Genomic DNA, 14626 nt, shown 5'->3' on the forward strand with positions numbered 1-14626 from the left:
AGTATATATGGAACGGAATATGATGCACAACACCACTACGGCCGTGAAAACTATTGTAAAGGCGCGCAAGATAGAGTTTGATGGCGAGCATAAGAATGATTCGTTGCTGATCGGAAACTTTGGCGATGTTGAATTTACAGCCAAAGGTGTTTTTGATCTTTCCGGGATGATCTACTCAAAGAAGAATGTAGAGTTTACCATTATCGGCACGGGCTCGATCCGCTTTCACGGCGTGTGCAGGAAAATTATTATACACCTTGTTAAAGGCGATTGCACGCTTGACTTCAGCAAACTTACCAGCAAGGAGGTGTGCTGCGTTTCATTACGCGACAACTCCCAGACGATTGTAGGCCCCACCAAAGTGATAAGTCGTGCCAACCTGCAGGACAAAGCTATTTTGAAATATAGCGGCAACCCCCGGTTGCAGAGTTACTCTATTGCCGGCAACTCGCGCATTGAACTGGTGGAAACTATAGCGTAATTACTGCTCTTCAAAGTCAGCATCGGAGCTATAGACGAAGCGTAAGTACATGCGTTCCGATCCGTTCATCGTAGTAATGATGAGCACCGTTATCATGCTGATGCAGAAGAAACCAAAGCTCTCGCCCAGGTAGCTGATATAGCCGCAGGTAACGAGCAACCTTACAATTTCAAGGTAGTATATCCATTGCTGTTGTTCCAGCAAGGCACCACAGTTAATAAGCGTGATCAGGATGAGGATGGAAATGAACGTAGCTTCCACACCACTGAGCTCGTTGAAGAATAATGTAAACAGAAATAAAGCGATTACCGTTGCGACCAGTTGCAGGTTAAGATATAGTTTAAAACGCAGTGTAGACCGGAAGCTTTTCCTTTCCGGCAGCCAGGTGTCCTCCAGGTCTTTTCGGATATCCTGATCCAGGTCTTCCGGTTTCCCCAGCAGTATACGCATGGACTGATATATATTTCCGCTTCTGCGACAGGCCTCAGCCAGTTCGGCATAATAATGAAAATGTTGCCACAGAAAGCTGTGGCGTTTTAAGGGATGGGTGAGTCCGTATACCGGCTCTTCTTCCTCCTTCTGAAATGTGCCGAAGAGCTTGTCCCAAAACACAAAGATGTCTCCATAATTCTTGTTCAGGTATTTTTCATTGGATGCATGGTGTACACGGTGATGGGAGGGAGTTATGAGTATATTTTCCAGCCATCCTAATTTCCCGATCAGTTGTGTGTGCGTAAAGAATGAATACGTGCCATGGATAACCAGTATAGCGATGACCATGGCCGGGTGAAAACCGATGAACGGAAGTATACACCAGAATACATTCCGGACAATGGCCTGTAATGTAGTGATGCGTGCCGATACGGTATAGTTAAAAGTCTCACTGTGGTGATGCACAATGTGAGCACCCCACATAATATTGATTTCGTGGCCGAGGCGGTGATACCAGTACCAGATCAGGTCGGTGGCCAGCAGCAAGGCTACCCACACGGGCCATCCGTACGGTATTTTGAGCAGCGCGTAATGCTCATATATATAGTAATATAATCCGTAGAAACTTCCGGTGATGAATAAGTTCAACAGTCTTTCTGCTATACCAATGGTAATGTTGGAGACCGTGTCTTCGTACGTGAAGAGTTGGTCTTTGCCTTTTTTAACTGCGAGCAGATATTCAAGTGCTAAGAAGATGAAAAAAGCAGGAATGATAAACGCTGCCAGGTTGAGTTGTGTATCCATAGAAATATACAATCAAGGTTGTTCTATATCCTGATGGGATAAATAATAATCTATAGCAATGCGTTGCCATTGCCGGATAACCTCAGGAAATTATTTCGGTGGAATGCCTCAAAAATAATAAAAGTATATTAATTCTATAGAGTTTTGGTAAATCATTTTTAATTTGACCGCTGAAAAAGAAAAACGAGTCCACAGGAACTACCGGGTGATGCGGTTGTGTTTTGGTACAATTATTGGCAGAAAGGGCCATATACCGGACTATGAATGTATGCGCAAACAACGGAGGCCTGTGGATGTATAGGTTGTTAATTATTTGTTAATGATCTGCAGGGTGAATCGGATTGCCAGCGAAATCAATCAATATTACACCGGTTTATTTAGTCTCCTATGGCAACCATTTATACTTTCAACAGGAAGGCTTGTCGGAGAAGAATTATAAAATAACGTAGAACCCATTATTTTAATCATAAAGTTAAATTCTTAAGTATCATGAAAAACAATTCATTGCTCAGAGCATCGGTAGCGGTTTTTGCCGTATTCGCGTTGTTGGCATTTACAAAGCCCGCACCCGTAAAGTTTAAAGTAGACACAAAAGCCAGCACACTGGCCTGGACTGGTAAGAAAGTTACCGGACAACATACAGGTAATGTTCCGCTTACTGCCGGAGAACTTACTGTTGAAGGCAAGCAGATCAAACAAGGTACATTTGAAATCGACCTGTCATCGCTTACAGTAACCGATCTGAAAGATGAAGGCTCCAATGCTAAACTGGTTGGTCACCTGAAGAATGAAGATTTCTTCAACGTTGCTAAATATCCAAAAGCAACTTTCGAGATCTCATCGATTACTCCAAAAGCAGGTGACGAGTACCTGGTAAAAGGTAAACTTACTATTAAAGGTATAACCAATGATATCGAGTTCCCTGCCACTATCAAGAATGACGGCAAGAAACTTACGGCTACTGCAAAGATCGTAGTAGATCGTACTAAATATGATATCCGCTATGGTTCATCAAGCTTCTTCGATAACCTGGGTAACAAGGCTATATCAAATGAGTTTGAACTTGATTTGAACCTCGTGGCTGCAGCACAGGCTGGCGTTTAAGAAAGATTAAGACCATACTAAAAAAGGAAATGCATTTTTTGCATTTCCTTTTTTTATTTTAGGGATATATAGGTTAAGTTCCTTAATAATTTTAGCCACGCTGGCAAGTTATCTTGTTATGAAGTCTTTGTAATATACTTCGTAACATGTTTTTCGCGATTCAATGTATATCTACTTTTGAACCAACCTTACTATATATCTATGCAGAAAAATTACCGCGTGCTTGCCATAATGCTTATGATGGCTTTTGCTGGTTTGAAGATTGCTGTTGCGCAGCCTAAACTGAAAGTAGATCATGATGCGCTGAACTTCCTGGTGATGGGCGACTGGGGCAGAAATGGCGAAGATCACCAGAAGCCTGTGGCTGAACAAATGGGTAAATCTGCTGCAACCCTGGGTGTTGACTTTATAATTTCAACGGGTGATAATTTTTACCCGAGCGGTGTGATCAGCGAGTTCGATCCCTTATGGAAATATTCGTTCGAAGATATATATACTGCGTTCTCGTTGCAGTGGGATTGGTACCCGGTGCTGGGCAACCACGACTATAAATCCAATCCGGATGCGCAGGTAGCCTATACGAAGATAAGCCGCCGGTGGAAGATGCCCGCGCGTTATTACGAGAAGCGATTCGCCATCAATGGTGATACAACGAACCAGGTACTCATTGCCTTTATTGATACCAACCCGCTGATCCGCGAATTTTATAGCAATGCAGAGTATGGACCGAATGTACGTTCACAGGATACTACTGCGCAGAAGAAATGGCTCGATAAAGTATTGTCCAATCCATCGCCCAATATCAAATGGAAGATTGTTGTAGGGCATCACCCGATGTATACCGGCAGCGACAAGCGCAGAAACAGTTACGATACCCGTGCTACACGGGGTTCTCTGAAAAGTATACTGGAGAAGTATAAAGTACATGCTTATATAGCCGGACACGACCACAGCTTACAACATATCGTTCCAGCGGGAGTTACGCATCATTTTGTATCGGGAGCTGCGTCAGAAGCTACCCAGGTTGGAAAGTTGCCCGAAAGTAAATTTGCCGCATCGCAGTATGGTTTCATGGTGTTTAGTGTTACGCGCGATAAGATGGTGGTGCAGGTAATTGAATATACTGGTGCCGTGCTCTATAGCACCGAGATAAAGCGATAGTGACTACACCATTTCCACTAACCATATTTAAAAATGAAAATCAAAAAAACGTTTTTGCTGGCCGCGCTGGTAGCATTGGCTGGTTGCGATCATGAAGTTATTAAACCGCAGGTAACGGACGAACCGGTAAGCGATGAGACAACCGGTATAGCTGCATCAGCGAGAGCGGCATCATCGGGTTCTTTCTCCGTACTGACGTACAACGTTGCCGGATTACCCGAAGGATTGTCAAGCTCGAATCCTGAAGCGAATACGCCAGAGATGGGACTACGCATTCGCGACTATGATATAGTACATGTACAGGAAGACTTTAATTACCACGCTGCCTTGTATGCCAACGACAACCATGCCTACCGCACACCCACCAGTGGCGGTGTACCTTTTGGTGACGGGCTCAACACGTTGTCCAAGTTTCCCTATACCGATTTTCAGCGGGTTAAATGGAATAACTGCAACGGTACAGACTGTCTCACACCCAAAGGTTTTACATTCAGCCGTATACGGATTGATGAAGGTATATATGTAGATTTCTACAACGCGCATCCGAATGCCGGTACAGCTACAGCCGACCTTGCCGCAAGACGTGCGAACATTACTCAACTCTCACAATTTATAACACAGAACTCGACTGGCAATGCTGTTATCGTAATGGGCGATCTCAACTGCCGATATACACGTGCGGAAGATAACGTTCGTGAATTGATAACAAACAACGGTCTTACTGATACCTGGATACAACTGGTGCGCAATGGAAATATACCTGCTATGGGAAGTCCGGCACTGGTATGTGAATTTCCGAACATGACCAACCCTTGTGAAGTAGTGGACAAGATCTTTTATCGCGATAGTAAATTTATAGACTTCACACCCACATATTATCAACTGGATGATCCGGATTTTGTAACGGACGATAACCAACCGCTTTCTGATCATTATCCGTTGCTTACCAATTTTTCGTGGTCACTCAAGAGTGGCTTTTTGTTGAGCGATTTGTTTGGTGGTCCGCATGGCACACCGTTCAATGATCTCGCACAACTTGCAACCACTTCGGTGGCGAGTAAATTTATTATACGCGGTGGTTCGCGTGTAGACCAGGTGGGTGTTCAATTAACAACCGGTACACTACTGCAACACGGTGGTACCGGCGGCACCGAAAAAACGCTTACACTGAATGCTGGCGAGTATGTTCAATCCGTAAAATTATGCTCCGGTCAAAAAGATGGTCGTACGCGTATATTCTATATTGAGTTGCGTACCAACCAGGGAAGAAGTATAGCTACGGGTTCGCAGACCAGTTCCTCAGTAACCTATACCGCTGCGACAGGCTGGCGCGTTACCGGCTTCTTTGGAAACTCCGGTGATGAAGTTGATAAACTCGGAATTATATATACTGCTAACTAGGTATACCTGGATTGAAAAAGCCGGCAACTATATTTATAGTGCCGGCTTTTTGTCTATGATACTTGTTTAAATTTTTTGACAGGTACAGAGCATATTGCTGCAGGTATTTATTTCATAGCATCATTTACCGGCTGACTGTCTACGAATTGCTCAAATGATACAATCTTTCCAGCGGTTAATTTCCAGAGATGTACTACACGTGCCTCGAACGATTTATTCGTATTCTTGTTAATACCAGTATAGGTTCCATAGGCAGCAACCTGGTCTCCATCTGCTATATAGCCTTCGGGAGTAAATTTGTACCCGATCCATTCGGTGGCCAGGCGATGAAATACATTTTTGCTGATTTCCTCTAAGCCGGTATATGTACCGCTATACGGAAAGCCTTTTGCTTCTGTCCACGTAGCATCTGCTGCCAGGTACCGTTCCAGGTTCTTACCGTTTTCTTCAGATGTCTTGCCTTCGTAGGTACTTTTTACAATCTCCAGGTTATTCATACGATGGTTGTTTGATTTGCAACCTGGCAACAGGGTTAGTGCTCCCAGGCAGATGATGAATATATACCTCATGGTGCATACTACCATTTCATTTCACCTGTATTTACTTTTGCTCCGATCTGTAAGGCAATTTCGAACGTTAGTGAAGGATAGTGCGCTTTAATTGCCTTGATCAATGCTTCTGAAGTTTTATTGGTCTTCAACGCTTCTTCATAGTATTGAATGTATTCTTTGGTGTGTTTTACTGAAGCGATCGTAAACGCTGCATCTGCTTTAGCGTGTGCCGGCATTACAATTTCAGGATTCAGTGAAGCGATCTTGTCCAGAACAGTTATCCAGTTGTTACGGGCTTCTGTGGTTTGAGCGTCAGCCATCCACAGGTTAAATGTATTTCCGAATACATTTATACCACCCACAACAGCTTTGGCAGATGGTATCCAAACAAAAGTTCTGGAAGGGAACTGGTCCAGTCCGATAACTTCCAGTTTTTCACCTTCTATATCAAGGGTATTACCCTGAAGTACCTGTGGTAAAACTATATTTGATGTAATGGCTTTACCAAGTTTACCTCCCCATACGTCCAGCTTTTTCTGCGCGGTTGCTTTGATGTGATCGATCGTTGCAGGCGTAGCATATACTGTTACGTCAGGAAAGTGTCTCTTGAAAACTTCAAGACCGAAGTAAAAATCCGGATCGCCATGACTAACATAGATAGTCGTTAATTTCCTGCCAGACTGCTTGATGTGCTGCGCTACAGTTTCAGCATCGGCTAACGTAAATTGTGCATCGATCAATACTGCGTTGGATTTTCCGGAGACAACTACGGAAGCCACTCCAAAACTGTTTTCGGATGCATTGAATACATCGAGGGTTAATTTTCCTGCTTCAATTTTTCTGAAGCTTTGTGCCTGTCCTTCCATACTAAATAAAATTGAGATTGTTAGAAATAAGCTTGCTACTAGTCCATTCATCGCGCTGTGATTAAACAATAGGCAAAGCTATTTCTATCAACACCCACAAAGCATTGAACAAGTTCAACAAAATTCAACAAGGCTACTTCCCTTGAGACAGTTTCTTTCTGATTTTACTTACAAACTCATGGCTGATGCCCAGGTAACCGGCAATGAGTCGGTTGGACAGCCGTTTGTGATGCGGGTATTTATCGATGAAATCCAGGTAACGTTCATCAGCGGTCTTACTTAAATTATCGATCATCCGTCTCTGGAGCGAAACGTGTGTCTTTTGCGTCATGATCCGGAAAAGCCTTTCAATTTTAGGATAATGTTCGTAGGCAAAATCCTTGTCTGATTTACTGATGAGACAAACTTCACTGTCCTCCAACGCTTCTATCGATAGCATGGATGGCTTCTCATTAGTAAAGCTGTCGATATCTGTAATCCACCAGTCAGTGGTAGCGAAATATAGTATCTGCTCAAAACCATTATAGTCTACATGATAAATACGGAAAAGTCCGTTCGAGACAAACCCTTCGAAATTGCATACTTCTCCCTCTCTCAGAAGATGATCTTTCTTCTTAACCGACCTTATTTTGAACAGCCGGCAGAAATCGTCAAGTTCTTTATTGGAAATCGAAATGTGTTTGGCTATATTTTCCTTCAGCGATTCGATCATTGGTTAAATATCCGTGAACTATTTCGAATCTCAAAAAGAGTCAGGTATATACTTTTCAGACCAACGTACGCATATAGATTTTCTACTCCCGCTTAAATGCTTCGAAGAATCCCTCTTCAAAGCTTGCTCCGATGGGTATCTCCTGGTTGCTTCCCAATGTTATAATTTTATTTCGTACACCCGTTATTAATTTGAAAGGAATGATATAGGAACGATGCACGCGTATAAATTCTTTCGGAGAAAGCTTAGACAGCATGGTTTTCATCGTCATGCGTGTTAGTATGGTTTTGCCGTTCTGTAAATGGATCTTCAGGTAATCGGCCAGCCCTTCAATGAAGAATATATCTGCGGTTGCAATTTTTACGAGGCTATATTCTGCGCGGATAAAGATGTGTTTCTGTTCGCGACTTTCTTTCTGGTTCAGAAAATTATAGTACTCGTTCGCTTTGTTTACGGCAACTTCAAAGCGTTCCTGCGAATAGGGTTTCAACAGGTAATCGACTGCGCTCAGGTTAAAGCCTTCAATGGCATACTCGCTGTGTGCCGTGGTAAAGATCACCATCATATCCTGCTCTATATCTTTATAGAAATCAATACCCGATATCGCAGGCATGTGTATATCGAGGAAGATGAGATCGATGGGATGTTTTTGTAAATACTTTTTTCCTTCACCGGTTTGCGTGAAAGTCTTTTCCAGTTTCAAAAAACTTACGTTGCTGCAATAGGCTTCCAGTATTTCCAGCGGAAGCGGTTCATCATCGATAGCAATGGCCTTTATCACAGGTGAATCGTTAGTTGTACGCGAAAGTATTTTTCATCATCATTTAAAATTAGGAAGTGCTGCGAAGGATACAATAGCTGCAGCCTTGATTTTGTATTCTCAATGCCGTGGCCGCTCTTCATGTGCGGATCGAGCGCTACTTTTACTTTGTTGTTCTCTACAGTAAGTTTCAGGCTTTGCTCTTCTATTTCGATCTGAATGTTGATGGATGATTCTTCGTCAGGATTAACTCCGTGTTTAAATGCATTTTCAATGAACGGGATGAGCAGGAGTGGAGCGATGGTTTGATTGGTTAATGTACCGGTTACTTTACAGGACAGTTGCACACGCTTGTCCAATCGCATCTTTTGCAGATCAATGTAGTCGTTAATGTAGCTGATTTCTTTTTCGAGTGATACGCGACCGTTGCTTGTTTCGGTTACAATATAACGCATCATGCCGGAAAGCTTCAGAATGCTGCTGGCGGTAGCAGCTGATTTTTCGCGTACGGCCATCGCATATATATTGTTCATCGTGTTGAACAGGAAATGCGGATTGATCTGCGCCTTGAGTGAAAGTAACTCCGCATGGTTGCGGGCTATTTCCGTATTGAACAACCTGCTTCGTACACGTAACAAAACTGAAAAGAGTATAACGGCTACATAGAGAAATATATGGTGTCTGATTTCTTCTATAAATGTAAACCCTTGTGGTTTGGGTAACGGATCGGCTGGTCCGTTAACAGGTGGAAGCGCCAACGCAACGTGTTTATCAAACGGGTTGTGACCCGTTACGAAAGAAGGGAGCAAGGTGATTACGAGAAAACCCGCGACAATAAAAATAGCGTAGAGGATATATTTCTTCTGGAAATAAAACTGAGGGATGAGTACAAAGAAGTTGAGGTAGAAGAAAAGCAACATGATGGTATTTCCGATGAAGTCGCGCTGCGTAGGGCGCGAGAAAATAAAATCCTTCTCTTCCGGGGGATGCGGGAAAAGAAATATAGGGAGTATCAGGAAGATGATACAGCCGATGATATGCCACCAAAGATACTTGCGTGCGCTCATGAACATGGTGTGTGACGTGAACGGATGCCCCGGTATATAAAAATCATAAAAAGGAATGGTTTATAAATGCCAATCCTTCTCAAACTTAGCATGACGATGGAATAATTTCCAACAATTGCGGTGTAGAACGCTTTTGTGTCGAAAAACGGAATTGTGGTTGGGAAATAATATGCTAGATACCGAATGGCACGTCTACGGCTGTTGTTCGTGCTTCAAACACTTCGAAAACGGAAGTATATTCTTCTTTGCCGCGCAGTATGCACTCTTCTACGTGTTGAATGGTATAGTTGGGCGATTGGCGTATCCAGTCGGCAACACTTTCGGATAGTAGCAGTTCTTTTTTATAGCGGCTGCATAACTCCAGTATGCGTGCACAGGTATTGAGCACATCGCCATGGTATAGCAATTCACGTTTGCCTCCCTGTGCTTCCGATGCTGACACCATACCGGTATGTGCGGCAGCTTTAAACTCAGGGAAGATGCCGAATTTTTCAAGGTATAGCTCGCGGTTTTGGGCAAGCCGCTTTTTGAAATCGTAAAAAAGTTTTATGCACTTCGCGTTTTTATTGTCAGTGTCGGTGCGCCAGGTGAGCACAGCTTCATCGCCCACAAACTGGTATATCTCTGCCTGGTGAAGCTTGATCACTTCTGCCAGATCATTAAAACATGTATTGAGGAAACGACTGTAGCGTGCGTGGCCGAGTTGTTCGGCTATAGTAGTGGATGATTTGAGGTCGATGAACAAAAAGATGCGATCTTCCTCTTGCGGAATACGATACTTACCCGATATGAAGTTAAGCATTGTACCCGGCCCGATATGGTAATGAACTACTTTGAACAGACTCAGGATGATACTGAACAACATGAGGTATATAAAGCTCGACCAGAATATACCGGTTTGAAGAAATCTGCCTGTATCGATAAGTGTATCCGCCCAGGATTTTCCAAAATATACTTTGGCGAACAGCGTTTGTACGAATGCAATACCACAGATAACAGTAGTTGTTGTGATAAGAAAGCGCAATACTGTATAGTGGCGACCGGGTAAGTGTGCTATGCGGGGCAACACGTTGAATTCTATAAATGCCATGCCGGCACCGGTAACTATACCTGCGAGTGCAATAGTCAGGTTAACCATGCCTTCAGGCAGATTTTCCATCATGGATGTATCACTGCCGAGTTCATTCAGTATTCTGAAAAGTATTAACCCTCCTATATATACTGCCATCAGTGCAATGACTTCTGTTATTTTGCCGGATTTCTTTTTCATAAGCGGCTATACATAGCGAAACTGAATGGTAAAGATTTACTACAAAGATGAGATTAATAATGCATTTATAATAGAAAGAGTAATGCCGGTTCGCTCTGAATTAATTACTACCCCAAAGCAATAAAAACGAGTGCAAGCCGAACATTACTCCTATATTTTGACACAGATCACTACATGTAGCAGTTTTCTGTTTATTTACAGAGAAAAAATAATGTCGGGTGCCTGAAATCAATATACCACATACCTAAACCTGCGGCTACCCGAACATTACTTTATATCTATACTTATGTTTTTTGTGTGATGAAACAGAAAAAGAATAATGCCGGGAACCCTAATAATTACTACCCCAAAGCAAGAACCCGGGTAACTCCGGACATTACTCTAAATCTTTTAATATTTATAGTACCGGAGTTACTGTCGGTGACAGCAACCACTCCAGTGCAGCTTTTTCAGAATGAAAGACCACGCGTGTTACACGATCAACGTGTATTCCCTTTTGAAGTTTTTCGAAGCCGGCTTTGGCAAAAACGTCTTCGGCCTCGATCACAGCGATGCGCTTTACACCCTTGCTCTCGATTACGAATACAACTTTCGCCAGGTATTCCTGTACTTCCCTGGAAAGTACCTTCAATTCAGAATGATCAATCAGCAGCATATCGCATAGATTATTCTTCGAGTATGTATCCATAAAAGCAGTTACCGCAGCGAGGTTTGTGACTTTAAGAAAACCCGAGAACTTTAGCTTGAGAGCATGCGGACCAACTTGTGTGATCTCGCAATGCTCTTCCTGAAATATAGTTTTGAATGTCATAGAATGTGATGATGAGGAATATATAGTTATTATTAATTCAGGCTGGCAGGCTCAATCATTTCTCTTTCAAGCACAGTCTCCTCGTGCGCATGGTTTGCCCTTCCTTTTTTCGGACGTGCATTCCATTTGTCTTTTATACGGTCTACCGTATAATATACCATGGGCACTACGAAGATGGTAAGTATGAGCGATGAAAGCAGACCCCCGATCATTACAATGGCAAGGCCGTTCTTCCATTCGGCACCGGCACCTTTTGCCAACGCAATCGGCAACATACCAATCACCATCGCGATGGTCGTCATGAGTATAGGACGAAGACGTGCTTTACCCGAAGCGATTAGTGCATTATACGTTGTATAGCCTTCTTCTTTTTTCTGATTGGTAAAGTCTACCAGCAGAATCCCGTTCTTCAAGACGAGCCCCAGCAACATAATTATACCCAGCATGGTAAAGATGCTCATTGAGCTCATGGCAAGGTTCAGTGCCAGGAACGCTCCGATCAACGCAACCGGAATAGAGAACAACACAACAAACGGATATATAAAGCTGTCGTATAGCGCCACCATGATCAGATATACCAGTAAAATAGCGGCACCCAATGCCATACCCAATGCCGAGAATGAATCAGCCTGACGTTCTATATCTCCGGTCCATTTCATTTCAACAGAAGACGGAAGCGGATCTTTAGCCAATGCCGCGTTGATGTTGGTTGCCATAACACCGGAAGTTATACCCAGTACGTTGCTCTTTATCGTAACCGATGTTCTGCGGTTCTTGCGCTCCAACATAGAAGGACCACTGCTTTGCCGTATGTCGGCAAATTGTGTGAGTGGTATAACTTCCTGATTGTTGTTTACAAAGGTGATGTCTTCAACATCGGCCGGGTTGTTGCGATCAAACTCATCCAGGCGAACGTTGATGTCGTACTCCTGTGTACCCACGCGATACGTGGCATCGGTGTTACCCGTATAGGCATTTTGCAACGTACTGCCTACTGTAAATATATTCAGTCCGAGTTGTGCCATCTTTTCACGGTCGATGTTCACATTCAACTCAGGGTTACCGTCTTCCACACTTACGCTTACATCATTGGCACCGGCCATCTGCCTGATCATCTTCTCCATTTTGTGCGCAGCCTCCATCAATGCTGTGCGGTCTTCGCTGTTTAGTACGATTTGTATCGGTTCATCGGAGCTGGTGATACCTACCACAGCCGTATTTACTTCTATACCCGGATATTTAGCTTCGATCACACTACGAACTTTCAACATATATTTCTCGGTAGTAAGATCACGTTCTTCCTTACCCACCAGTCCTACCGTGAGCTCGGTTTTATTTTCACTGCCCACGTTAGCTACAGATGCAAAACCTGCTGAGCTTGCACCGCCTATATTGGAAAATACACTCAGTACTTCCGGTTGTGATAAAAGGTAATTTTCAATTTCGCGAGTCTTCAGGTTGTTCTCTGCGATTGGTGTACTCTTGTCGTACTCAAGCTTCACGGTAAATTTACCACGGTCACCGGCAGCCACCATTTCCTGTCCAAGTATACCCAGCGACATAACATAGCCAGTTGCTACGAACGCTGCGATAACCGCAAGGCTTGTGATTACTTTATGACGCAGTGTCCACTGAAGCTGACGTGCATACGCATTGGTAAGGGATGTGATAAACGATTCAAACCAGATGAGAGGTTTGTGAAGCCAGTTGGAAGCATTGAGGTGTGTTACTCGGCCGAAGCGTGATGCCAGCCACGGTGTAAGTGTAAAGCAAACAAACAAACTCATTAACGTAGATACCACGATGGTAACGGAATACTGACGGAGCAGGTCGCCAATGGTTGTATTGATCATGGCTATAGGAGCGAACACCACAACGTCCACCATGGTAATGGCAATTGCAGAGAACCCAATTTCCGCGCGGCCTTCCAGGGTAGCCTGTATTTTGTTTTTACCCATGTGCAAGTGGCGGTGTATATTTTCAAGTACCACGATGGAGTCATCAACCAGGATACCGATCACCAGCGACATCGCGAGCAACGTCATCAAATTCAACGAATAGCCGAAGAGATACATGGCTATAAATGTAGAGAGTAGCGAGGCTGGTATAGCAACCAATACAATGAGCGAGTCGCGCAAGCTGTGCAGGAACAATAACATTACGGCAGCAACCAGTATAACGGCTATAATAAGATCGTGCGTTACAGCGTCAGCAGATTCAAGTGTAAATTCAGATGTATCGTCTGCTACAATAATTTTCAATCCCTGGTCAGCATGCTTTTTCTCCAGCTGTACAATTTGATCACGCACTTGTTTACTAATCTCCACGGCATTGGCATCACTTTGTTTTTTAATCGTTATACCGATACCATCCTGTCCGTTATAGCGGTTTAATACCGTTTGTTCTTTTACACCATCTTCTACATCCGCTACATCCTGTACACGTACGGTGCTTCCGTTGGCAGCTGTCGTTATACCTAATAAACGAATTTGTTCGAGGCTGGTAAATTTACCCGCGAGGCGCACAGTCATCTGTTCATTTGTGTTCTTTACCTTTCCGGTAGGAAAATCGAGGTTGGCATTATTTATAGCTTGTGTAACCTGCGACAGGGATATACCATAGTATACCAGTTTATCTTTATCAACATTTACTTTTATCTCGCGTTCCTGTCCACCGAGTAACCGGGTTTCACCGATACCTTGTATCTGCTGGAATAAAGGCAATACTTCATCATCTACAAGGTCATAAAATTCCTGTGTCCCCATTTTGGATATAGCCGTGAGCTGCATAATGGGACGATCGCTTGGCGATACTTTGGATATAGAAGGAGATTCAGCATCATCCGGAAGATCGGAAAGTATATTGTTAAGCTTGCGCTGAACTTCCTGTTGCTTATCATCGATGTCGGTACCTACGGTAAACTCTACCGATATTACCGATACACCTTCGTATGATTGAGACAGTGTACTTTTTACACGGTCGATTCCGGCAACTACATCTTCGATTTTCTTGGTAACCGATTGTTCTACATCTGTGGGAGAAGCACCGGGATATGACGTTGTTACAACCAGCGTAGGTATATCAAAGTCGGGCATGAGCTCATAGTTGAGCTTGGTATAGGTAAACAATCCACCAAGCATCAGCACCGAGAATATAACGATGATGAGCGAGGGGCGTTTAACGGCAATTTCTGTTAGTGACATAAA

The 14626-nt window shown here is 43.5% G+C and carries 13 protein-coding genes; 4 read left to right on the plus strand and 9 right to left on the minus strand.

Features of this window, described 5'->3' with window-relative positions; genetic code table 11:
- Positions 1–7 precede the first annotated feature (7 nt).
- Positions 8–481: a hypothetical protein gene (locus tag ACFQ21_RS28730; RefSeq protein WP_377585949.1), complete on the plus strand. Its 474-nt coding sequence runs from the start codon at positions 8–10 to the stop codon at positions 479–481.
- Here the strand turns inward: ACFQ21_RS28730 and ACFQ21_RS28735 are convergent, their stop codons facing one another.
- On the minus strand, positions 482–1717 hold the full coding sequence (locus tag ACFQ21_RS28735) for a sterol desaturase family protein (protein ID WP_377585952.1): 1236 nt from the start codon (positions 1715–1717) through the stop codon (positions 482–484).
- Between the two features lie 489 nt (positions 1718–2206).
- Here ACFQ21_RS28735 and ACFQ21_RS28740 point away from each other — a divergent pair, with 489 nt between their 5' ends.
- From ACFQ21_RS28740 to ACFQ21_RS28750, 3 genes are all read left to right on the plus strand, one after another.
- Positions 2207–2821 carry a YceI family protein gene (locus tag ACFQ21_RS28740; RefSeq protein WP_377585955.1) on the plus strand — a complete coding sequence of 205 codons (615 nt, stop codon included), beginning with the start codon at positions 2207–2209 and terminating at the stop codon, positions 2819–2821.
- 201 nt (positions 2822–3022) lie between these two features.
- On the plus strand, positions 3023–3982 hold the full coding sequence (locus ACFQ21_RS28745) for a purple acid phosphatase family protein (RefSeq protein ID WP_377585959.1): 960 nt from the start codon (positions 3023–3025) through the stop codon (positions 3980–3982).
- 33 nt (positions 3983–4015) lie between these two features.
- Positions 4016–5383, plus strand: coding sequence for a jacalin-like lectin (locus ACFQ21_RS28750; RefSeq protein WP_377585962.1), 1368 nt, complete (start codon positions 4016–4018; stop codon positions 5381–5383).
- A gap of 107 nt (positions 5384–5490) precedes the next feature.
- Here ACFQ21_RS28750 and ACFQ21_RS28755 read toward each other — a convergent pair whose 3' ends face one another.
- The 8 genes from ACFQ21_RS28755 to ACFQ21_RS28790 form a co-directional block, all read right to left on the minus strand.
- The gene (locus ACFQ21_RS28755) at positions 5491–5952 is read right to left on the minus strand and encodes a nuclear transport factor 2 family protein (protein WP_377585965.1); all 462 of its coding nucleotides are present in this window, start codon (positions 5950–5952) and stop codon (positions 5491–5493) included.
- A gap of 8 nt (positions 5953–5960) precedes the next feature.
- On the minus strand, positions 5961–6851 hold the full coding sequence (locus ACFQ21_RS28760; RefSeq protein ID WP_377585968.1) for an MBL fold metallo-hydrolase: 891 nt from the start codon (positions 6849–6851) through the stop codon (positions 5961–5963).
- 82 nt (positions 6852–6933) lie between these two features.
- A complete protein-coding gene (locus tag ACFQ21_RS28765) occupies positions 6934–7512 on the minus strand; it encodes a Crp/Fnr family transcriptional regulator (protein WP_377585971.1) in 579 nt (192 codons plus the stop codon).
- Between the two features lie 82 nt (positions 7513–7594).
- Complete coding sequence (locus ACFQ21_RS28770; RefSeq protein ID WP_377585974.1) at positions 7595–8293, minus strand: LytR/AlgR family response regulator transcription factor; 699 nt, start codon at positions 8291–8293, stop codon at positions 7595–7597.
- A complete protein-coding gene (locus ACFQ21_RS28775; protein ID WP_377585977.1) occupies positions 8290–9339 on the minus strand; it encodes a sensor histidine kinase in 1050 nt (349 codons plus the stop codon). Before ACFQ21_RS28775 ends, ACFQ21_RS28770 begins: the two co-directional genes overlap by 4 nt.
- Positions 9340–9511: 172 nt before the next feature.
- Positions 9512–10609, minus strand: a complete 1098-nt coding sequence (locus tag ACFQ21_RS28780; RefSeq protein ID WP_377585980.1) for an adenylate/guanylate cyclase domain-containing protein — start codon at positions 10607–10609, stop codon at positions 9512–9514.
- Positions 10610–11006: 397 nt separating this feature from the next.
- Positions 11007–11420 carry a hypothetical protein gene (locus ACFQ21_RS28785; RefSeq protein ID WP_377585983.1) on the minus strand — a complete coding sequence of 138 codons (414 nt, stop codon included), beginning with the start codon at positions 11418–11420 and terminating at the stop codon, positions 11007–11009.
- Positions 11421–11452: 32 nt separating this feature from the next.
- On the minus strand, positions 11453–14623 hold the full coding sequence (locus ACFQ21_RS28790; protein WP_377585985.1) for an efflux RND transporter permease subunit: 3171 nt from the start codon (positions 14621–14623) through the stop codon (positions 11453–11455).
- Positions 14624–14626 lie beyond the last annotated feature (3 nt).

The organism is Ohtaekwangia kribbensis (assembly GCF_042676245.1).
Taxonomy (GTDB): Bacteria; Bacteroidota; Bacteroidia; order Cytophagales; family Cyclobacteriaceae; genus Ohtaekwangia; species Ohtaekwangia kribbensis.

What these genes read in the sequence shown, in the direction of transcription:
- ACFQ21_RS28730 (WP_377585949.1), top strand. Translation starts at nt 8, where the DNA reads ATGGAACGGAATATGATGCACAACACCACTACGGCCGTGAAAACTATT.
- ACFQ21_RS28735 (WP_377585952.1), bottom strand. Translation starts at nt 1,717, where the DNA reads ATGGATACACAACTCAACCTGGCAGCGTTTATCATTCCTGCTTTTTTC.
- ACFQ21_RS28740 (WP_377585955.1), top strand. Translation starts at nt 2,207, where the DNA reads ATGAAAAACAATTCATTGCTCAGAGCATCGGTAGCGGTTTTTGCCGTA.
- ACFQ21_RS28745 (WP_377585959.1), top strand. Translation starts at nt 3,023, where the DNA reads ATGCAGAAAAATTACCGCGTGCTTGCCATAATGCTTATGATGGCTTTT.
- ACFQ21_RS28750 (WP_377585962.1), top strand. Translation starts at nt 4,016, where the DNA reads ATGAAAATCAAAAAAACGTTTTTGCTGGCCGCGCTGGTAGCATTGGCT.
- ACFQ21_RS28755 (WP_377585965.1), bottom strand. Translation starts at nt 5,952, where the DNA reads ATGAGGTATATATTCATCATCTGCCTGGGAGCACTAACCCTGTTGCCA.
- ACFQ21_RS28760 (WP_377585968.1), bottom strand. Translation starts at nt 6,851, where the DNA reads ATGAATGGACTAGTAGCAAGCTTATTTCTAACAATCTCAATTTTATTT.
- ACFQ21_RS28765 (WP_377585971.1), bottom strand. Translation starts at nt 7,512, where the DNA reads ATGATCGAATCGCTGAAGGAAAATATAGCCAAACACATTTCGATTTCC.
- ACFQ21_RS28775 (WP_377585977.1), bottom strand. Translation starts at nt 9,339, where the DNA reads ATGAGCGCACGCAAGTATCTTTGGTGGCATATCATCGGCTGTATCATC.
- ACFQ21_RS28780 (WP_377585980.1), bottom strand. Translation starts at nt 10,609, where the DNA reads ATGAAAAAGAAATCCGGCAAAATAACAGAAGTCATTGCACTGATGGCA.
- ACFQ21_RS28785 (WP_377585983.1), bottom strand. Translation starts at nt 11,420, where the DNA reads ATGACATTCAAAACTATATTTCAGGAAGAGCATTGCGAGATCACACAA.
- ACFQ21_RS28790 (WP_377585985.1), bottom strand. Translation starts at nt 14,623, where the DNA reads ATGTCACTAACAGAAATTGCCGTTAAACGCCCCTCGCTCATCATCGTT.